Genomic DNA, 20746 nt, shown 5'->3' on the forward strand with positions numbered 1-20746 from the left:
CGTTCCAAGAAAAGTGGGTACTAGTATCTTCATCTCCTCACTGAACACGAAAAGCGGGCGCTAGCGCCCACTTCAGTGACTTATCCCATAAGCTGGAACCGCTTCGCAGTACCAGCCAGACCTCAGGCCAACTCAAGCATCGGACGTTGTGCCTGGATTCTCATTGCTGTCGATGATTTCCTGGTTCACCTGGCGTCCAGACCGGTCAACCCAGCCCGAGCCTGGTTGTTCATAAATCGTCTGGGCTCCGTCCGAAGTCAATTGATCAAGCGTACGGCCCGCATTCGACTGCGTCACCTTGAGATTGTTCTTACCGTCAAAGCGGTCTCCAAGCCCTTCGACGACCATGGCATTGTCGCCGTTAGTAATGGTCAGCTTCGAGGCCATCGTTTTGCCCTTGCCGATATCAACGGTGTCGACAGTAATCTTCGTGCCGTCGTCGAGCTGGAAAGTCATGTTCTTCTTGAAGTCAAAGTCGACCTTGCCGTCACCGTCGGCATCGACGTGGGGATCGCCTTTAATCGAGGTGATCTTGCCTGTTTGACTGTTACGAATGAGCACTGTTCCGTCATTTTCGTCGACCAAGATCGAATACTTATCACCAAGCTTGATCTCAGCCTTGCCGTCCCTGACCTCATGTGACCACACTGGCGCCGGCTGAGAAGACTGCGTGGGCACCTGGGCAGCCGCAACAGGCACCATCGCAAGAGGCGGCGGCGGAGGAGGAACGAAGAAGACGGGCGCCGTAGAGGTGGGCGCTCCGCTTGCATACTGGTAGTTGCCCGGCCCACGCCCTTGCTCGCCGTCGTCGATACTCGCCTGATTCACGGCGCGTCCGGCGCCATCGACCCATCCCTGTCCACTCTCATGGATCGTTTGGGCACCATCAGACGTCAACTCGTCAAGGGTCATCCCAGCGTTGGACTGCGTCACCCTCAGATTGTTTTTGCCATCCTTGTCGTCGCCGAGCCCCTCGACAACGATCGCGTTGTGGCCGTTCGTAATCGTAAGCTTTGAAGAGATGGCCTGGCCATTGCCGTAGTCGACATTATTCACAGTAATCTTCGTGCCGTCGTCGAGCTGAAACGTCATATCCTTCTTGAAATCGAAGTCATCCTTGCCGTCTCCGTCGGCATCAACGTGCGGGTCGCCATGAATGACCGTGACATGGCCGGTCTGGTTGTTGCGGACTGTCCACGTGCCATCCTTCTCATTGGCCGTAATCGTATACTTGTCCCCAAGGTTGATCGTGGCCTTGCCATCCTTGACCTCATGCGTCCACACCGGATCCACAGCAGGCTCGGCATTCTGATTCAGCTGGCTCATCAGCATGGTGGAAGGAGGAGGCGCCATCATGTACGCCTGCGTCGTAACGACGGCTGGCGCCACGACGACCGGAACGACACTCCCAACGGCCGTACCGACGAGGGCTGGTGAGGCTACCGGCAAGTACTGGTAGCTCGCCGGGGCATATTGCCCCAACATGGCGTTGAAGGTGGGAGTGACAACAGCGCCCTCCGGCGCCACTCCGTTCATCGAGTCGGGCGCACCCACCACTGGCAGGCCGGCCACGGGAAGATACTGCATTTAGTTCACTCCTGTTGCATAGACGACATCTGTAAAACTGTGAGCGTTACGCGCATAGTCACCCAAGATCCGCCGCTTCAGATCTGCATGAGAGCGCCTGATCAGCTCATCCGAACGAACGACTAATTCCCTTGCCAGAACCGGCAGCCTATGGAGATCCTCTCTCGCCCCATCACCGTAACCGCACGAGCACATCACGCGCATTCAACTCACAGATACGGTAGCCCGAACACCTGTCGAAAAGCTGACGATGATCAGCGAGCCAAGCCGCACGCACTTTGGCATCGATCGGATGTCCGAAACGCATCCTTCGCTGAACGTATCGCAAGATTTAATATTCCCTCCTGGCAAGATTCGTCTGGTACCAGCGGTGCTCCCATGTCTTCAGGCAAATGACACGACGTTGCCGGTTATCAGCCAATCATCTCATCCTCACCGCAATCAGCGCTCCCGCCGGAACTGCACATCATCTGCGAGGAGCGATCAACAGCTTGAACTCTCGCTGCATTTTCCCAAACATCAAGACTTCGCGAAAGGTGAGCTTTCGCAAGCCGCCATCTTAGCCAAACGGGACAAGCGAGGGCTGAGATCCGCACGGCTCGATGACCTTATCCCGCTTCCGTGCTCCACCCTGCAAGCCACGCGCCTGCGAAGGTTCCGCCAAGTCAAATCATTCCTGAACGCGCAGCTAAGCACGGCTCAACTCGCCTTCATCCAAGCCGGCTATAGGGCGCCGCTGGGAGCGACAGGGCGATCCGATGATTGCGAGCAGATGCAAGCCTGCCGCAAAATATCACTCGCCTCAACGTGAGGCTCGTCAGCTTTTCGAAAGCTAGCGCCCCTAGCATGAGGCCGCTGAAGCTAGGCGAACAGTCGTCTGCGCAACAAGACGAACATAGGAGAACGCAATGATCGGAGAAATGATTGGAAGCGCCGCCGGCGGTTACCTAGGCGGCCCGGCCGGAGCGGCAATTGGTTCGGCACTGGGCGGGACCGTGGACAAGGTCTTTGACAAGGTGGTCCACACCTTGGTGCCCGACGAGGGTCACCATGATAAGGCCGAAGACCACAAAGACGCCGGCGAAAAGACCGAGGTGCAATCCAAGCACGAGACTGCCTGCAAGAGCCCGGAGCTGAACCTCGGGCTCAGCACGCTCGGCGGTACGCCCATGTTCCTTTCCATTCCTGCGATCGTCTCGCCGGCCCGCACCTCGTAACAAATCAGAACCAGCGTTATCCCAAAGGAAAGGCAAATAGACATGGCGGTTGACAATGTTGGCGGAAATGGCGGCGCTGCTGGTGCCCAGCAGACCGGCGATAGCGGCTTCCAGAACCAGATGGCTGAATTCGAGCGTGTGAGCCAGAAGGTTCAGGCCCAGGCCGTGGCAATGCGCAGAATTACGACCGAACTCTCGTCCGAGAAGAAGGTCGCCGACGAGCGCGTCCAGTAATTCTGCAAGACGGGTGGCTCACCGCAGTTGCTACCGTCGCCGCGCTGTGAATGACGAAGTCTGGATGAGCCGTACGGCACCGCCGTACGGCTTCTCTCGTTATTCGGGGGATTATCGTGAACGACTCTGTTTCGCTTGAGTTCGAGGTGCTTTCGGGGGTCTATACCGGGCTCAAAGGAAAGACGGCGGGCGGCGAGAGCATTGTGGGCAGCGGCCTCGATGCGGACATGATCTTCGTTGAACAAGGGCTCGAACCGCATCATCTTCGCGTCATCCCGCAGCGCGATTCGATCGAGCTCGAAGCGCTCGCTGCCAGAATCAGCATTGACCGTCACGCTAGCATTGCAACAGGTGAGCGCGTCAGAGTGCCGCTTCCCGCGATCATTCATGCCGGCGCGATGTCCATCCGCTGGTCGGCAGAGGATTTCCAACCAATTGCTTCGAGCAAGCGATCTCGCCGCTCGATCGTGGCACTCAGCCTGATCTTGCTCAGCTCTGTCGCGATCGGCACCGTCTCAATCATCTTTGCCCCCGGCGATAGGGCGGTGGCGCCAAGCACCGGATCATCGCACGCGGTCGAAATTGCCGCTAAACCAACCGTCGATCATTTTGACGCGAGAGCTGCTGATGAAATGGCCGCATCACTGCGCCAACAGATCGAACGAGAGGGCCTTCCTGACGTCAAGATCGGGCACGGGCCCGGCGTCGTGACCGCGGAAGGGACGATTGCGCCGGACCTCGTCGCAAAATGGAAAGAAATCCAGCAATGGTTCGATCGTCAAAGCAATGGTACCCCGACCCTTGTGAACGCTGTCGCGGTGAAAGAGGAAAAGATGCCGTCTTCGATTGCTGTCCAAGCCGTCTGGCGCGGAAGCGAACCTTATCTGCTTATTGCCGGGCAGAAGTATTTCGTCGGCGCGCTCTTAAGTAATGGATGGACCGTTGATCGAATCGAGGATGGACGAGTTCTGCTCAGCCGCAACGGCCGATCTGCCGCTTTGCCCTATTAAGGTCTCTACCCTGCAAAAGAGAAGGAGAAGGCTATGGCTAGGCTGCCTCAGAACTCCGTAGGGCCCGGCAACTCATCGCAGGGGTTAGATGCGGGCCAGCACGCACCAGTCATCGGCTCGCCTCCTTCGCGAGGTGACAAGCTCGAAGTCGGAGGCGCCCATGCGGATAGCGGCACGAAGCGGGCGTCGTGGCAGGATGCGGCTTCGTATGATCTGCCAATTGATGGCGCGAGCGAAGCGGCGCTCGGGGTCGATTCCGTCGGCGCCATCTCACGCGTCACTTTATTCGAAAGCGAAGCAGGAGCGAATGAGGTAGATGCACGCGCGAGATTGGCTTCGCTTTATGGTCCCAATCTGTCCCGCGGACTACTCTCCTTCGTAGTTCCGCGCCTTCGTCATCCCGACGTACTGCGCGCTGACAAGCATGGTGTTCTTCTGGAACGCTTGACGCGAACATTGGAGGCGACGCCGGAAGACAAGACGGCGCGAGAGTGCTTGGCAATCCTGCAGCAGGAGCTGCAGCGGTTACTAATGCTCCGACAAAACCAAAACAGCTTAATCAAGGGTTAGCCATGGCCGATCCTGATGGATTGCATCGCGTCGCCGTTCCCCTGGCTCCAGGAGTCTCAAAATCCGGCGATATTCCGTCGATCTCCGGGCCAGAGCGCGACCTGCTTTGCGCACTCTCATATGTCCATCTCGCGTGCGGGCAGAGCGCACACAGCCTGGCTCTGTTGCGAATTGCAGCTCGCGAGCATTCCAACGACGTCGGTCTACTCCGCATTCTAGCCTACACGCTCATCGCCGAGGGCCTCGGCGAGGAAGCACTCCATGTGCTGGACCGGCTGGACGCACTTGATACGCAACCCTCTTCTCGCATACCGATGACGCTGTTGCGCAGTCACGCGCTACGGCACGCTGGCCGCATGGCCGAGGCTCGCGAGGTCTTCCAGACCTATGTGTCATTGCGCGCGAGTACAGCCCTCATCCGAAAGCAATAGGGATCTATCATGGCCAACACCTTGCGCGGCTTTGTCGTGCGCGCTCCGGCCCACCCGGATTTCATGGTTGCCTTGATGCTGCTTCTAGCGATCGGCATGATGATCATGCCAATCCCAATCATCGTGATCGACATGCTGATCGGCTTCAATCTTGGCTTTGCCATATTGCTGCTGATGGTTGCCCTCTATCTCAGCACACCGCTTGATTTCTCGTCCTTGCCGGGCGTCATCCTGATCTCCACCGTATTTCGGCTGGCGCTGACGATTGCAACAACACGGCTGATCCTCGCCGAAGGCGACGCGGGCAGCATCATTCACACCTTCGGCGACTTCGTCATTTCAGGGAATATTGCGGTCGGAATTGTCATATTCTTGATCGTGACCATGGTCCAATTCATGGTTCTTGCCAAGGGTGCCGAACGCGTCGCAGAGGTGTCTGCGCGCTTCACGCTTGACGCGCTACCAGGCAAGCAGATGGCGATCGATGCGGAGCTACGCAACAGCCACATCGATCAACACGAAGCACGCCGCCGACGTGCCGCCTTGGAACAAGAGAGTCAGCTTCATGGCGCTATGGATGGTGCCATGAAGTTCGTTAAGGGAGACGCGATCGCCGGGCTGATCGTGATCTGCATCAATATGCTTGGCGGAATAAGCATCGGCCTGCTCTCCAAGGGCATGTCGCTCGATGAAGCGCTGCATCAATATACTCTTTTGACGATTGGTGATGCGCTCATTTCGCAGATTCCGGCGCTGCTGCTGTCAATTACCGCCGCGACCATTGTCACGCGCGTCAACGGACCCTCCAAACTCAGACTCGGCGCCGATATCGTTCACCAACTTACCGCAAGTACGGAGGCACTTAGGCTAGCCGCTTGCGTCTTGGTATTCATGGGGCTCGTTCCTGGCTTTCCTTTGCCCCCGTTTGCCGTGCTGGCCGTCCTGTTCGCTGCCGCAAGCTACGTCAAGGTCGGCCCCAAAGACGACAAGCCTGCCGCCAAAATAGGAGCTAGCGCCGCGGCATCGGCGCCGGTTCCTGCAGCGGTCCAAAAGCAGGCCGCACATGCGGAAGCGCTTCCGATCGCGTTGTTCCTTGCACCAAACCTGACGGATTCGATCGACAAAGACGAGCTGGAAGAGAGCATTTCGCGTGTTTCAAGGCTCGTGTCGGCGGACCTTGGCATCACCATTCCGCGGATCCCTGCCCAGATTGGCGACAGCTTGTCCTCGTCGCAGTTCAGGGTCGATGTCGATAGTGTGCCAGTTGAGCGTGATGTGATCAATCCCGGGCACTTGGCACTCAACGACGATGTCGCGAACATCGAATTGAGCGGCATCCCCTTTCAACAAGACCCTGAAACGAATCGGGTCTGGATCGAAGAACGGCATGCAGCGGCTCTCAAGGCCGCCGGAATCGGATATCATCGGCTAAGCGAAGTTCTTGCCTTACGTCTCCATTCCACATTGACGCGCTTTGCACAGCGCCTGGTCGGTATTCAGGAAACCCGCCAATTGCTCGCTCGGATGGAGCAGGAATACCCTGATCTGGTGAAGGAGGTACTGCGTACGGCCACCGTCCCTCGGATCGCCGAGGTCCTGCGCCGCTTGCTCGATGAAGGCATTCCAATCCGCAATACCCGCTTGCTTCTGGAGGCATTGGCAGAATGGAGCGAGCGCGAGCAAAACGCCGTCCTGCTCACCGAGTATGTTCGTGCTACCTTAAAACGCCAAATCTGCTTCCGGTATGCTAATGCCCATCGCGTCGTGGTCGCCTTTATCATCGAGCGTGAGAGCGAGGAAATCATCCGCGGCGCAGTACGGGAAACCGCCGTAGGCCCATATCTCGTCTTGGATGAATGGCAGAGCGAAAAGCTGCTTGCACAATTTCGTCAGATTCATGCGACCATCGCGCAAAGTAAGAGCCAGCCTGTCGTCCTCGGTTCGATGGATATCCGGCGTTTCGTGCGCGGTTTTCTCACGCGCAACGGAATCGACTTGCCTGTTCTGTCCTATCAAGATCTCGCCGCGGACTTCACGGTCCGGCCGATCGGATCCGTCAAGCTTCCAAAGGCGCCTTCCTCAGGAGGGCTCCTAACAGCTGCAAGCTAAGAGTGCGCAGCACTACCTTGTGAGTAGCCGATGAAATCTAATGACACCAGCTTCCGCCGATATCTGTGCTCCGCCAGTCCAAGGCTGCGGCCGGCTCTGCTTGCGATGCTGACTGTTGTGCTGCTCGCTGGTTGCGCTACCGCAGACAAACATGGCCTTTCACCGCAGCAGAGGTCCGCATCAGACCTCGCAGACAGCGAAGAGATCGACCCCGCCGCGCGCGAGCGCATTTCGCACGCGCTTGGCCGAGATGCTGATGAAGGGGCTCTGCGCGACGCATTGAAGCAACAGCCGAACAACATTGATGCGGCTATTCCTCTTGCGCGAGCCCTGCTGGCACGCAACTGTCCGAATGATGCGCTTGAGGTGCTCGACGGCGTGTTATTGGCAACCCCTGGCGACCTGCGCGCATTAAATGCCAAAGCAGTTGTTCTCGATCACGAGGGCCGTCATCAGGAAGCCCAAGAGCTATACCGCCAAGCTCTCGCGGCGGAACCTGCAAACCCGATGCTGCGCAACAATTTCGGACTGTCCCTCGCCCTTCAAGGCAAGATGGACGCCGGCGATGCCAGCGCAGCACCTCAGGCGGGCAGCCGGAAAGCATTGGCTCGTTCAAGATAAGGCGATCAAGAGCGGGCAGGAATAGCGAAGCGTGATGCTTAGCTGTCAGCTTGCCGACAGCTAGGCTTACTATGAGCGCGGAACCCCACTCCGGCGCGGCCTCGCCGACATAACAGGACGTGTTATGTTTCAAAACACTAAAGCTCTATCTAACAGCGAACGTGCGTCCGAGCTCGATGAAATGGGAACGAGCTCGGACGATGGCTCCCACACGGATAGCCCAAGATTCTTGGATGTATTCTCTGCTCTGAGTTTGGCGCCATCGAGCTGCTCCGTTGATGCATCTTTGGCAGCAGTCCCGCCATACGCGCTGGTTGACGAGCGGCCGGTGGTTGAGATCTCAAAATCTTCGTTTGAGAATAAGCTGGCAGATTTTTATGGAGGAGACATAGAGGATATTGCTGCCAATCCGCAGCGATACTCGCGCTGGGTTTCCGAAAAGGCTCACGCACAGCGGACACTGCATTTCGCTTCGGCACGAAGTCTATTTCGGAGAAATCGTGCTTTTTCAGCTATCAGCTTGGGAACAAGAGCGTCGGGCTTCTGAGAACGGAACCCGGAGGCCGCATGAGTGAGCTGTTCAAGGGCAACAATGATTGGCGCCATCAATTTCCTGGACGAGATGAAATCACCTCAACAATAGCTTTCCGGGTTACTCATCCGCTCGTCGAGAACGCGGGCGATATCTTGCTTGAACATCAGCTCCAGATCGACGGAAACAAACCGCTCGTTCTCTCCCACTCTTCCAATCCGGAAGCGAAAGCCCGCGCGGCAGCGTTGGGCTTTCTTGAGGTTAGTGACTCGATGATGGTGCTAGATCCCACCAAGCACGATGACAAATGGAAGAACGAAGGCGGCAATTGGCAGCGGGCGGGTAAGCCGCCTTTGTATCTTGCCGCGACTGAAGACAACAGCGGCAATGCCAAGTATACCGAGAGTGTAGCGAAGCCCGCGAACGATCCGTATGATGAGGAATATGACTTTATGTAGAGCCTACAGGCATCACACGAAGAGCGATTGGCCGGATCGGCGGGGCAAGATCAGGCCTCTATCTCATTTCCTGCTGCATGTACTCTTGAGCACCGACATCTTTTCCGTATCCGCAGGCGGAGTTGGACTGCGCTGTGGGTCCTTTCGTCTGGCGGAATCAAGCCGGACGAGCAGCAGATCGATTATCTCTCGGACTCCGCAGCCTCGTGTTCCTCCTGATCTGCAGCTTGCGCCAGCAAAGAGCCTCCTTGTATCAGCCGAAATGACGCGGTCTATCGGCACTGCGAAGCTACAGCGCGCGATGGCGGCGCACGATCTCCATGACACCCGGTCCTGCCATGTGAGGATCTCCTCCTCTGCCTTCCCGGGAAAAAACTTGCTCGCAAACCGTTTTCAGCCCTTTAGCCGCCGGCAGCGGACGGCATGATTGGTTGGCAGAATCTTGCCGGCATGAACGTCCTCCGGGAGGATCACATCCTCATCAAACCCGCTCGGCACTGCTACATCCACGCCCTTCTGGCATCTTGTCGTTCAGATAAGAGAGAGGAGAAATAGCGAAGTAGTTAACATGCGCCAACCAGGCTCCGGCTTGCAACCGCAAATCACATGACCGCGATCTGCGGTGCCCTTGGTATCCTTAATCTGAGTGACTTGTTGGCAGGTGATTTAAGGACGGTGAGCGGTGCGCTCGGCTTCCCTTTGCCTTACGTAAACCGCGACGGCCGGCAAGTGACTTCCACTGTCTCATCGAAGCTATCGCTGAGCATTTGTTTACCTCGCGCGTCAACAACCGATGGGCTTTTGCGGCAAATCTTCTCAATCGCGCTCCCCCGCGGCACCTGATGCGCGCGGCCGATAAACTACGCTGTTGTCGCACGTTCATCCTGGACTACTTCGGCGCAGTGTACTCAGAGGAGCTGCTCGCTGGCAGACAAATCGTCAAGCCGCTCATCGTGTAGAGCGAGATGTGTGACGGCAAGCTGCTGAGTGTTGTGCCAGCGTATATCGCGCTTGATCTACCCCCAAATCTCCAGAGACGCCAAGTTCTCCTGAGACGTTGTGCGCAAGGTTGTGTTCATGACATGTCGACGGTTACATTTGGCCACCTGAAGCCTTGGACTCGACGACGCGCACCACTCCGGCGGTTAGCGTCTATGCCGGCACGGTCAGATCAGATCGAGCAGCATGCTTCACGCTTCAGAACGACCTGCAGGTGGTTGTGATCCAGGATCATCGCACACCAGTCGTCACTCAGATGATCTGGTATAAGGTCGGTTCCGCGGATGAACCGCCCGGCAAATCGGGGCTTGCGCATTTCCTCGAACACCTGATGTTCAAGGGTACTTCCAAACATCCGGCGGATGAATTCTCCAAGGCCGTGCTGCGCGCCAGCGGCTACCAGAACGCCTTTACCGGGTTCGACTTCACCAGCTACTTCCAGCACGTGCCTCGAGAGCACCTCGGCAAGATGATGGAATTTGAAGCCGACCGCATGACCGGTCTCGTTCTCAAGGACGAGAACGTGCTCTCCGAGCGAGACGTCGTGCTGGAGGAATTCAATATGAGGGTCGCCAACCATCCAGGTAACCGGCTTGCTGAGCAGATGATGGCGGCGCTTTACCTCAACCACCCCTACGGCCACCCTATTATCGCGTGGCGCCAGGAAATCGAAAAGCTTACCCGAGAGGACGCGCTTGCCTTCTACCGGCGCTTCTATGCACCTAACAACGCGATCCTGATTGTTGCTGGCGACGTAGCCACCAAGGAAATGCGCTCCATGGTGAAGGAGACGTTTGGCGGCATCCCCGCGCAACCTTCGATTCCCAAGGAACGCCTGCGGCCGCAGGAACCGCCGCCGGCCGCGCAGCGCAGAGTGACACTGGCCGATGCCCGCGTCGAGCAGCCGGCCCTGCGCCGCTATTATCTCGTACCCTCGACTCGCAGCGCGGCCGCGGGCGAGGGTCCAGCGCTTGAGGTGCTCGAGCAGTTGATGGGCGGCGGCATTAACTCATATCTCTATCTCTCGCTGGTTGTCGAAAAGCAGCTCGCGGTCACCGCCAGGGCGAGCTACCACTCTGCCGCGCTCGATCCATCGCTATTCGAGATTTCCGTCATACCAAAGCCTGGCGCCAACCTCAGCCTGATCGAGCGCTGCATCGACGAGGTAATCGCCGGTATTGCCCGTAATCCCGCGAGTGCCGAAGATCTCCAGCGGGCGAAGACGCGGCTAACCGCGCAAGTCGCCTACGCCCAAGACAGTCAGGAACTGCTCGCTCACTGGTATGGCCGCGCCCTGACGACGGGACTATGCATCGAGGATGTACAACGCTGGCCGGACGACATCCGAGCGGTCGGCGCACCGCAGGTGCATGAGGCCGCGCGGATATGGCTCGACAAGAAACGAGCGGTAACCGGCTATCTCGTCAAAGAGTCTACCCCGCAACACTGGGAGACGCTCTAGTGATCCATCCTTGCACTCGACGCGGGATCCTCCTTGGAGGAGCCTCCCTCTCCATGGCGGTGCTCGCTTCGTCAAATTCGCATGCCGCACCACGATCACTGGACCGGACCAGGATCAAGCGTTTGATTTCGTCTTGCGGCATAGAAGCCTGGTTCGTGCAGGACTCCACTGTCCCATTGATCTCGATGGAATATGCCTTCACCGGCGGCGCGGCTCAGGATCCCGCTCAAAGACCTGGCGTAGCCCACATGGTTTCTGGGCTGCTCAAGGAAGGTTCCGGCAAATTTGACTTCAAGACCTTTCATCAGCGGCTGGACCGCCATGCCATTGAGCTGCGTTTTCACGTGACCCATGATCACTTCCGCGGTGCCTTGCGCACGATCAATGACAGCGCGGAGGAGGCCTTCGAGCTTTTACGGATCGCGCTAACCTCGCCGCGTTTTGAGGCCGCCGACGTCGAACGGAACCGTGCCGCTGTGCTTGCGCGCCTTCGGCACGACTCAACCGATCCTTCGTCGCTGGCTCGCCGCAAGTTCCTCGAAGTCGCTTTTGGGGATCATCCCTATGCTCGCCCAGTCGATGGCTACTTGGAAAGCGTGCCGAAGATAGAGGCCGAGGATCTCAAGGGTTATGTCCGGCGCGTCATTGCAAAAAGACACGTTCAAAATCGCGGTGGTCGGCGGGGTCGATCCAGGGGCCGTCTGCAAGCTGCTCGATAAGACCTTTGGCAGCCTGCCGAGCAACGCGGAAGCGATGCCGGTCGCCGACGTCATCGCAGCAAAGCCGCCGCAGCGGGTCTTTATTCAGCTCGATGTGCCGCAGACAGTTGTGACTTTTGGCGGTCCAGCCGTCCGTCGCAGCGAGCCGGGTTTCATGCCCGCCTGTATCGTCAACCACATTCTCGGCGGCGGCGGCCTGACGTCACGCCTGTTCCGCGAAGTCCGCGAGAAGCGCGGACTGGCTTATTCAGTCCGTGAGCAGCTTGTCTGGCTGGATCATTCAGCCATGTTTCTCGGTACCAGCGGCACCTGCGCCGATCGGGCCGGTGAAACGGTTGAAGAAATCGAGAAGCAGGTCCGACAGATCGCCGCGGAAGGACCGACTCAGCAGGAGCTCGATGACGCAAAGTCCTACCTGAAGGGCTCGCAACTGGTAGCTCTCAACACATCATCAAAACTGGCGCGAACGCTACTGCAGCATCAGCTTGACAAGTTGCCTATCGACTATCTCGAAAACCAGAATGCCGTCGTCGATGCGGTGACGCTGGAAGACGCCAAAGAGAGCAGCGCAGCGGCTGTGGGGCGGGGGTCTGCTCACAATTATCGTCGGCCGCGCCCCAAAGGACGCAGCGCAGGCGGCCATTGTGCCGTCCAGGACTACACCCCCGCCGGGCGCCGATCAGCTAGACACCGGCCCGACGACGCCGCCCAATTTATTTTCTAGCAGCCCATGTGCTTAGCTCTCGCGCGCAGAGAGGCCTTTAGCCACTCACCTTTAGCTCGTGGAGATATTCCTCGGCATGCCGAAAAGACGGCGATCTGATCCAGTAGACCTTTGATGGTCTGCGAAGCCATAGTCGGACCGCCTAGCATCCCCCCGATTTGCGCTTTCATCGAGCTCGCAATCTGACGCTACGTAAGACTCGGTCTCCCATTAAAATTTGATAGCGGCAGCGACAGCATCCATAGCGAACCTACGGCAATCCAACGATCACCATGGGCAGACTTTGATTCTTGCCCCGCATATTCCAGCCGCACACAAACCTCACGTAAATCACCAGTACAAGTGATTACTCCCATTGCCGGAGCTGCATCATCACGCGACGTTACTCGCTAGATGTTGAAAACGCTTATCAGTTGCAGAGCTCTCGCATCGGCGGTTCATTGCCCCTTCTTTCCGCCATGTTCGCACCCAAAGCAGTGACGCGCCGATAGCGCACTTTGCGCGCGGCAATAGCAAGAGCTCAGGAGATGTTTCTATGGTGAAGCCAGTGGTAATTGTAGTCGGTGCGGACAAGGGAGGAGTCGGCAAGACGACCGTATCACGAACGCTACTGGACTACTTTAGCGTCAATAACGTGCAAATACGCGCGTTCGACACGGAGTCGCCCCGGGGAACGCTGAAGCGCTTTTACCCCGGGATCACTGAGATCGTCGACATGACTGCGACGGCGGACCAGATGAAGATCTTCGATACCTTGAACTCAGGGCTGTCCGTCACTGTCATCGATGCTCGCGCAGGCCTACTGTCCTCTGCGCTGGCTTCCTTGCGCAACATCGGCTTTCTGGACTCGGCACGGTCTGGCCAGATCACATTTGCCGTGTTCCACATCCTGGGATCATCTATCGCGTCGCTAGACGAGATCGAGGAAACCGCGACTTTCATGACCGGTGCAAAGTACTACCTGGTCAAGAACTTCATCAACGACACTCAATTCTTCCAGTGGGATCAAGCCACTTATAATTCCTATTTTCATCGCATCAAACATGCGACTGAGTTGACCATCCCGAAGCTTAACGAGATGGCGTATGAGCAGGTGGAAGTCGCGTCCGTCCCGTTCATAGACTTCGTCGCGAACAAGGGACGCAATGATGAACCCGCGAACAACTCCTTCGTGCTGCGCGGCTATGTCCGGCACTGGCTGGCAAATGTCTGGAGCGAATTTGATCGCATCAACTTGACGGAATTGGCCGGGGCCAAGTCCGCCACCCGGGCCGGCGAGAAGTAGCCGTATATCCGGCAAGCTCGAGCCCACGCACAGAACGAAATTGATCTGCTGGCTATGTTAGCGACCCCCATCTACATCATCTGCTCACCTAGCCCGCAGGTCGGTAAAACCCTCATCGCTCGGGCCATGAGCGAGTTCTTGCTGCTGAAAGACGGTACAACGCTGTCGTTTGACGTCAACTTGAAAGAGCCATCATTGCTCGACTACCTGCCCAACATCACGGAGACCGCGGATGTGATCGACACATACGGCAAGATGCAGCTGATGGACCCTCTCATCGTTCACGATCGTGTACCCAAAGTAATCGATCTCGGCTTTCACGCCTTCGACGAATTCTTCAAGATGTGCGAGGAGATTGGCTTCGTCAAGGAGACGGCGCGGTGCTGTGTCACCCCTGTCGTACTCTTCGTCGCGGGCGCAGATCGCATCTCCTTTCGTGGTTACGAGATGCTGCGGCGGCGAATTCCCCCGGCCTCGCTGGTCATCATCCACAATGAATTCGCACTGCGCGGCGGATTACCTGAAGCGATGGACGGCGATCGGGTGATTCGAATTTCCGCACTACCGCTGTTCCTTAAGAGATATATAGATCGGCTTGGCTTTTCCTTCACTGGGTATCTGCGCAACGAGAAGGACTGGTCCACCGAGCTGCATCAATGGATCCGGCGGAATTACGGCATGTTTCGCGATCTGGATTCGAGTGTGACGCTGCGAAGGTGGGATCGGCCGCGGGGGACGGACATCGGTAGCCTACGTTGCACGAGGGCGACTTGAAGAGATCGGTCTGATCCCCCATCTATTTGTCTGGCCTATGAGAGGCCGTTGAGCGCTGAGTTCAACGGCGCTCGCAACGTGAACGCATTGCGTTTTGCTAATCTTCTCTTGGATGTCCATCCTATACCATGATCGTCCGCACGGACGCACGGGCGCAATTAACAGAGCTCATTCGGCAATGGCTCATGCAGACAGTCCGTCATGCAGGCAGTCCGTCCCGGAAGGCGTCGATTAAATTTTGACTTTTGTGACCGGCGAGGCGGATCGACGGACCCTCCTTCGGAGGTGCGCTCATAGCTGAAGGCCGAGCTTCCCGAGGACCTGATGCAGGAGCGCGCTTTTGATCGCGCGGGCAATCTCGTTTCGTATCTGGCGCCGAGGACCGGCTCGGCATCGGCATCGCCCGTCAGACCATGCTCAGCCAGTCGCTCATCCAAGCGGGTTTCAAATTGTACACCCATCACGCCGACGAGCCGCTCCTGCATTTCAGCATAATCTTGGGGTACCATACGCCTCACCACGCTTTCCATGGTTGCCATCGCGTCGCTAAATAGTCCCGAAATTCCGCCGCTTCCCGTCCCGCGCCGACGCCTCGGCCCTGGCCACATCGGCCTCGGTCACTTGAGACACATTCATGAAGCGCATGTCGGGAGCGTTGTGCCGCAGCTCCAGGGCGTCCCGCAGCTGGGCTTGGTAGGCAAGATAAACCTCGATCTCGTCGACATCCGCGTCGGGATCGGCACGGCGAAGTGAGTTGACCCTCTCGCGCGCGATCCCGTCAAGCGCTTCCAAGCGAAACAAGACGCGGTCGTTCTGGAGCAGTTCGCCGAGGCGCCCGTCATAGAGTCCGTCCTCGACATCAGCGTTCAGGCGTGCGGTCTGCATGCCGTTCCAGACCAAAGTAACGCGATCTTCGCAGCTCCCGTTCGCTCCCGAAGCCAACTCGAAATACTGCTCGCGTAAACGGGGCCTGACGGCTGCCTGCCGCAGATCTTCGGCGACCGCCAGGCGGAACGCCTAGTGATGGTAGTTCACGGTCTCTGCAGGCAGGCGCGTCAGCCCATTGCTGATGGCCTAGAGCCGCTGGAGGCCGGTCGAAAGTGTCTCGGGCAGGCTGTCGAGCTGATTGTGATCCACATTCAGGCGGCGCACCTCGGCCAAAATGGGCGCAGGCAAGGCGGTAAGGGACCGAGACGACAGATCTAGCGGCTGATTGAGATCACCCGTCCCCCGCCAAGCCGACGTTCGGCTTACCGCTTGTTGCCGATCCCCATGTTGCCCCTGCCCGTCTTCGGCAGCCCAGTTGGCCAGCACCTCCTCCGGCGAGGCAACCGCTCCGGCAGCGGACGTGTGCACGCCGGCCAAGGTCTCTCCCCACAGCGGTGCGGCCGGAGAGCCTGGTTCGGAGCTTTCCAAATCGGAAGTTGCGGAAGGAATACGAGTGACGAGCTGTTCTGTGTTCATCGATATCGTTTCTTCGGTAGCAAAATGAAGCGAATGCGCCGGGGCGGCGCATCTTAGAACCGCCAATCCTCCACTATGGCTGACGCGCCACCGGCCCACAAGGAGTGAGGTGCGATCCCACAAGCGTGCCGACAGGCACGAATGGCCCGGATACGCTTCTGCAACTAGCACCCACTGCAGACAGTGTAGCGAATCCAGACGGCGTTTCGCTCGCGGATCAATTGATATTGCAGTCCACCGGTCTCGCCTGCGAGCTCTGCGCCCATTGAGCCAAGCCTGCAAGGGAGTAGCGGCGCTCATGATACGAGCGCCACCTGTCGATAACCTGACGCAGTCCGGAGCGACGAAATGACGGATGGCGTTTGTAATTCCGTAACCTTGGGCTCAGCTCTCCGCAGACGAATCACTTTGTGCTGGACCGGCTGGTGGCGGGTGCCGGTCCGCCGGCAGCAGCGCGTTTAGGCCGGCAACTTTGCTGTGACGTGAGGCGAGGCGGCCATACTTCTCCCCGGGGTCAAACGCTTGGGCGATAGCTGAGCTCAAAAGCTTGCAGCCTATCGCGCTAACGCGCTTGGCTACGAGACGCAGCGCGCCCCGATGTCAACACCGCGGGCTCGCTAATTCTCTTCGACGCGGAGTTCCCAGCCATTTTAACATTGGTCACGTGAACCGGCAAACGGCGATCGGGCGGCTCTTCACGGTATCCTTCCGACTGGATAATCGGACAGGTGCATCTGTCACTGGTACGACAGATTTTCTGTGTCGAGCTCAGTGTAGCCTAGCTGCGCCGCGACCAAATAACTCGAGCAGCTAGTGCGCCTTGTTGATCTCGCGTTAAACACGCTTAACCCTATGAGCGCTGGAATTGTGCAGGACACACGTTCGCGGCGCATTGAAACCGCGAGGATCTGCCGCGATTTCTCGCCAAACGCGCGGCGTAGGATAATATTGACTTATAAGCGTCGCATACATCGGACTTCTCGCCTCCTCCGGACACGAGCGGGCGATACGCCGTTGTCGGCTCAACTATCCGGCAGGAATGCGGAGCCAGGGAACGACCGCTCGACGAGCATCGCCATGTTTTACACTTAAGGATCAACATCCGTGATGACTTCGATTGATGATACGCTAAGTGAGATCAGATGGCTGCGAAACGGAATCTGGCGCTGCCGCCGGCTACTTAACACCGACCTGCCTGGCACCGAACGCAAGGCCCTTGAGAAGCGTCTGCATGAACAGCTCTCTGCCTTTGAACGGCTCTCGTCGACGGCGTTTCCTTTCGCCTTGAGCTCTAAAGTGTATTCGGTCAGGAGCACCACAATCGGGCGAAGCGACTCCCCTGAAGCGCCCATAGAGAACGCCGCAATGGTATCAAGCGGTTGCATGGGGAAATCGATCAGCGGCTAACAAAAGAGGTTTCCTAGCCCAATCTGTTACAGCTCAGTCTAGCCGAAGGTAATCCTGAGAAATCTAAGGCAACCGCGATGAAACAAACGCGCTGATATTCCGGCAATCATTGGCTGTCGCAGCCGACTTAGCCACTTCCGCAAAAATACGTAGTCGCGGGCCACAATGCCATAAATTGATGACAGTACGGTCCACTGCCTCCACAGCCGACGCTGATTGCCCTTGGGACCAGCCACAGAGAGACGAAAGCAACTTCACAAAACCTCGAAGCCGCGAATGGCTACAGCGCTGAACAAAGCGCAACTGCTGCAGCACGAAACTCGAAATTCAAGGCCGCACCACGCCTGGGCAACTGTATCGCTAATCGAGCCAATCCAATCACGGATCGGTCCCACCCAGCCGACTGCGCCTCGGCAGGCTGATGCTCCAGCCCGGTCGACCTTCAGCCACCAAGCTGGCCAACCCCGCCGCCCGTCAGTCTGAATACTTCACTATCGTTCGAGTTCGCAACTGCCGCGTCTCTCGATGAGGGCCTACCGGGCGCTTGTTGAGCGATTGTCTCGGTGCATCGTTTTCGTTTGCCGCGGTTGGCATCATGCGCCGGCATTCGCGGTGCAAGTTTTTGAAATTGTCCCTAAGACAAAACATGGCCACGTCAACATCGCTACGGCCTGTAAAGCGGTCACAGAAGCGGATCACGTCTGATTTGCACGACGCCAAGACTTCCTCGGCTCGCCGATCTCGCGCGCGAGCGTGTCCTGTGCACCATGTCGCAGCGATCGCGATCGCAGCGAGGACGGCTGCAAAGCGATGCGCATTGCAAGTCCAGCCCATTCGTCGCTCTTGATTGACCAAACCCCTCATAAGACGCCTGTGCTTCTCTGTTTTTCTTTGCCCCGAGAGGTGATCTGTTTACCGGATTGGAATGCCTCGGCAGCCATGAGTCTCGCTTCTCGCGGGCCGGCTGCAATGATTGCCGCGCTCCGAATCATTATCCCGCCACTCGCAACACGCATTGCGAAGACCGCGACAAACAGAGATCGGCCGTTTAGCACTTATGTGCCCATGTTGGCTCCCAATATGGTTTTCTGCTTCGCCATGCCTACAACCTGACGTTACGGTCGATTCAAGCACTTTGAGCGCGCGGGCACCGCATATCATCTCGGTCAGCGCTTTCGCCAAGCGACCGTCTACAGGCCTTCTCCGCCGAGTAGATCGGATGGCGCGTCAGTCGGATGGCATGGAGTTGTGCATCATTGACGAGCTCTACGGCCGCATATTCGCCAAAGCACGATCTCGAACGCGAGAGGCTTGGCATGATCCTTGGGTGCCGCCTCACGGCCCTGCATGTGCGGTTGGAGACGCGAGCGTCAAAGTCCTACAATAGGATGCGGCGATTTAAGACGCGGAGTGGAGACAGATAAAACGCCTCCCTTGCCGCTAACCGCCCAGTTATCACTTCGAACGGCACGCGGATTGCTGGGTAAGTATCAGCTAGTTGCCGGGAAGGAAGCGGCTCAGGCGGAGCCGGAGTTCCAATGAGACTTATTCGATTCATGTTAATCGACCTGGCGCTGATGCTGGTCGCACCTGAGAGTGCAGAGGCTACGATCAGCTACTGGGCAGACTTCAAATCGGCTCGCGAAGCTGTGGGATCATTGATGCCGATTTCCGGCCGCGGGCCAGTATTCAGCTTTGGCGTGAGCCGGCATCTTTGCCCCCCAACCTCTCAAGCCGCGCCATTCAACATTCACCAGAAGGCCTCGGCCCGGCCAAGCAGACCAAAGACCTCGCGTTGCTGGAAAGGCGGCGCTTAACTCTTAAGGTAAGCGCGCCGGCCACCGTACCGATTGCCACGATCCACCGGCGTGGAGCTGCTCAACAAGGCTCCGGACTTGAAACCGCTCTGCACGCCTCCCTCCCACTTTATACCCTCTTGCGAGCAGCAGCGCCGTGCTGGAGCGGAATAGACTGGATGGCCAGCAGCATAACGATCACCTCCAGTGCAGCCGCTAGGCTCCTCACTTAGATGGAAGATACAGCACATGGGCGGGTTCACCAAAGAAGCCAAGAAGGGCTATATTGAGGTTGCCTTCAACGGCTCGCTCGCGAGCATTCTGCTTGATACGCAGTTCAGCGTACCGGCCAAAGGCGTCACAGCGATTTTTGGTCCGCCTGGGTGCGGCAAAACTACACTCGCGCGCTGCATCGCTGGCGTGCAGCGTCTGCCGAATGGCTTCTGTGCGATTGATGGGGAGATTTGGCAAGATGAGACGACGTTTCGACCGCCTCATCTGCGTCGCGTCGCATATGTATTTCAGCTACCGATCCTCTCTTCTCATTTGTCGGTACGACGCACCCTTTTATACAACGCGTCAAACTCGGAACCGACACTGATCGATTTTGATGGTGTGGTCGAATTGCTCGGCTTGGCGCCACTGCTCGAGCGTACGCCATCACATCTTTCCAAGACCGAGCGGCAGCGACTTGCCCTTGGCAGTGCGCTGCTAGGCCAGCCTCGGCTACTCCTGCTGGACGATCCACTCATTGTGCGCGACCGCTCCGCCAAATGCGAGATCCTGCCATTTCTCGAACGCATCCTGCAATCGCTTGCGTTGCCGATGATCTACATCAGCCATGACATCACCGATATCGAACGTCTCGCCGATCATCTCGTCATGATGAAAGATGGCACCGTGACTGCGGCCGGTCCGCTCAATGTCACCCAGAGCGACCCGGCGCTCGCCAGCCGCAGTGAAGCGGCAATCTGTCTGGATACTATGGTCGGCGGTTATGACGGGCGCTACGGGCTGGTCAAGCTCCGCCTCAAATCCGCGCGCTTTCTGATACCAGCAGTACCGCTAAGGCCGGGCGCAAGGCTGCGGCTGCGCATCGCTGCCGGCGACGTCAGCATTGCGTGCGAACCTCCGCGCGCAAGCTCTATCCTCAATGTATTTCGAGCACGCATAACGGCCTCTCTGCCGCACGGCGATGCTGAGGTCACCTTGGTTCTGACCCTTGAAACTGGCCACTCTGGCGTGCCGCTTTTGGCGCGCATCACGCGCCGCTCCTTTGATGCCCTACGGCTCAGTATTGGAGCGGAAGTATTCGCGGAAGAGCTATGCGGGAAACTGGGTGATGAC

The 20746-nt window shown here is 57.9% G+C and carries 17 protein-coding genes and 1 pseudogene; 14 read left to right on the forward strand and 4 right to left on the reverse strand.

The genetic code is table 11. The features are described from left to right. Positions 1-132 precede the first annotated feature (132 nt). Positions 133-1587, reverse strand: a complete 1455-nt coding sequence (locus IC50_RS36040) for a DUF1521 domain-containing protein (RefSeq protein WP_014497946.1) — start codon at positions 1585-1587, stop codon at positions 133-135. A 250-nt stretch (positions 1588-1837) separates the two neighbouring features. Between IC50_RS36040 and IC50_RS36045 the strand changes: the two genes are divergently transcribed. From IC50_RS36045 to IC50_RS36120, 13 genes and pseudogenes are all read left to right on the forward strand, one after another. Next, positions 1838-2398 (forward strand): hypothetical protein, encoded by a 561-nt coding sequence (locus IC50_RS36045; protein ID WP_014497947.1) that lies wholly within the window; start codon positions 1838-1840, stop codon positions 2396-2398. 97 nt (positions 2399-2495) lie between these two features. Next, on the forward strand, positions 2496-2804 hold the full coding sequence (locus IC50_RS36050; protein WP_011084613.1) for a hypothetical protein: 309 nt from the start codon (positions 2496-2498) through the stop codon (positions 2802-2804). A gap of 42 nt (positions 2805-2846) precedes the next feature. Further along, a complete protein-coding gene (locus tag IC50_RS36055; protein ID WP_014497948.1) occupies positions 2847-3038 on the forward strand; it encodes a hypothetical protein in 192 nt (63 codons plus the stop codon). A gap of 116 nt (positions 3039-3154) precedes the next feature. Then, the gene (locus IC50_RS36060; protein ID WP_011084612.1) at positions 3155-4048 is read left to right on the forward strand and encodes a SctD/MshK family protein; all 894 of its coding nucleotides are present in this window, start codon (positions 3155-3157) and stop codon (positions 4046-4048) included. Positions 4049-4081: 33 nt separating this feature from the next. After that, entirely contained in the window at positions 4082-4618 is a 537-nt protein-coding gene (locus IC50_RS36065; RefSeq protein WP_011084611.1) for a hypothetical protein, read from the forward strand. A gap of 2 nt (positions 4619-4620) precedes the next feature. Continuing rightward, positions 4621-5049 (forward strand): tetratricopeptide repeat protein, encoded by a 429-nt coding sequence (locus tag IC50_RS36070; protein ID WP_011084610.1) that lies wholly within the window; start codon positions 4621-4623, stop codon positions 5047-5049. 9 nt (positions 5050-5058) lie between these two features. Further along, positions 5059-7158 carry a type III secretion system export apparatus subunit SctV gene (sctV, locus tag IC50_RS36075; protein WP_011084609.1) on the forward strand — a complete coding sequence of 700 codons (2100 nt, stop codon included), beginning with the start codon at positions 5059-5061 and terminating at the stop codon, positions 7156-7158. A gap of 30 nt (positions 7159-7188) precedes the next feature. After that, a complete protein-coding gene (locus IC50_RS36080; protein ID WP_011084608.1) occupies positions 7189-7779 on the forward strand; it encodes a tetratricopeptide repeat protein in 591 nt (196 codons plus the stop codon). Between the two features lie 567 nt (positions 7780-8346). Beyond that, positions 8347-8769, forward strand: coding sequence for a hypothetical protein (locus IC50_RS36090; protein ID WP_011084606.1), 423 nt, complete (start codon positions 8347-8349; stop codon positions 8767-8769). 1114 nt (positions 8770-9883) lie between these two features. Beyond that, positions 9884-11230: a M16 family metallopeptidase gene (locus IC50_RS36100; protein ID WP_080586761.1), complete on the forward strand. Its 1347-nt coding sequence runs from the start codon at positions 9884-9886 to the stop codon at positions 11228-11230. 53 nt (positions 11231-11283) lie between these two features. Next, positions 11284-12689 (forward strand): annotated as a pseudogene (locus IC50_RS42220) (M16 family metallopeptidase). A gap of 519 nt (positions 12690-13208) precedes the next feature. Beyond that, positions 13209-13958 carry a hypothetical protein gene (locus IC50_RS36115; RefSeq protein ID WP_011084600.1) on the forward strand — a complete coding sequence of 250 codons (750 nt, stop codon included), beginning with the start codon at positions 13209-13211 and terminating at the stop codon, positions 13956-13958. Positions 13959-14012: 54 nt separating this feature from the next. Next, complete coding sequence (locus tag IC50_RS36120) at positions 14013-14732, forward strand: hypothetical protein (protein WP_011084599.1); 720 nt, start codon at positions 14013-14015, stop codon at positions 14730-14732. Between the two features lie 546 nt (positions 14733-15278). Here the strand turns inward: IC50_RS36120 and IC50_RS43540 are convergent. From IC50_RS43540 to IC50_RS42225, 3 genes are all read right to left on the reverse strand, one after another. Further along, a complete protein-coding gene (locus IC50_RS43540; RefSeq protein ID WP_074076604.1) occupies positions 15279-15740 on the reverse strand; it encodes an NEL-type E3 ubiquitin ligase domain-containing protein in 462 nt (153 codons plus the stop codon). Positions 15741-15806: 66 nt separating this feature from the next. Continuing rightward, entirely contained in the window at positions 15807-16196 is a 390-nt protein-coding gene (locus tag IC50_RS43545; RefSeq protein ID WP_014497954.1) for a hypothetical protein, read from the reverse strand. 1088 nt (positions 16197-17284) lie between these two features. Beyond that, entirely contained in the window at positions 17285-17581 is a 297-nt protein-coding gene (locus IC50_RS42225; RefSeq protein ID WP_161170740.1) for a hypothetical protein, read from the reverse strand. A 2067-nt stretch (positions 17582-19648) separates the two neighbouring features. On the opposite strand from IC50_RS42225, the gene modC reads away from it, so the two are divergent. Further along, on the forward strand, positions 19649-20746 hold a 1098-nt coding region (gene modC, locus IC50_RS36150; RefSeq protein ID WP_050991193.1), incomplete at its 3' end, for a molybdenum ABC transporter ATP-binding protein.

Source organism: Bradyrhizobium genomosp. I (2014), assembly GCF_000261685.1.
Taxonomy (GTDB): domain Bacteria; phylum Pseudomonadota; class Alphaproteobacteria; order Rhizobiales; family Xanthobacteraceae; genus Bradyrhizobium.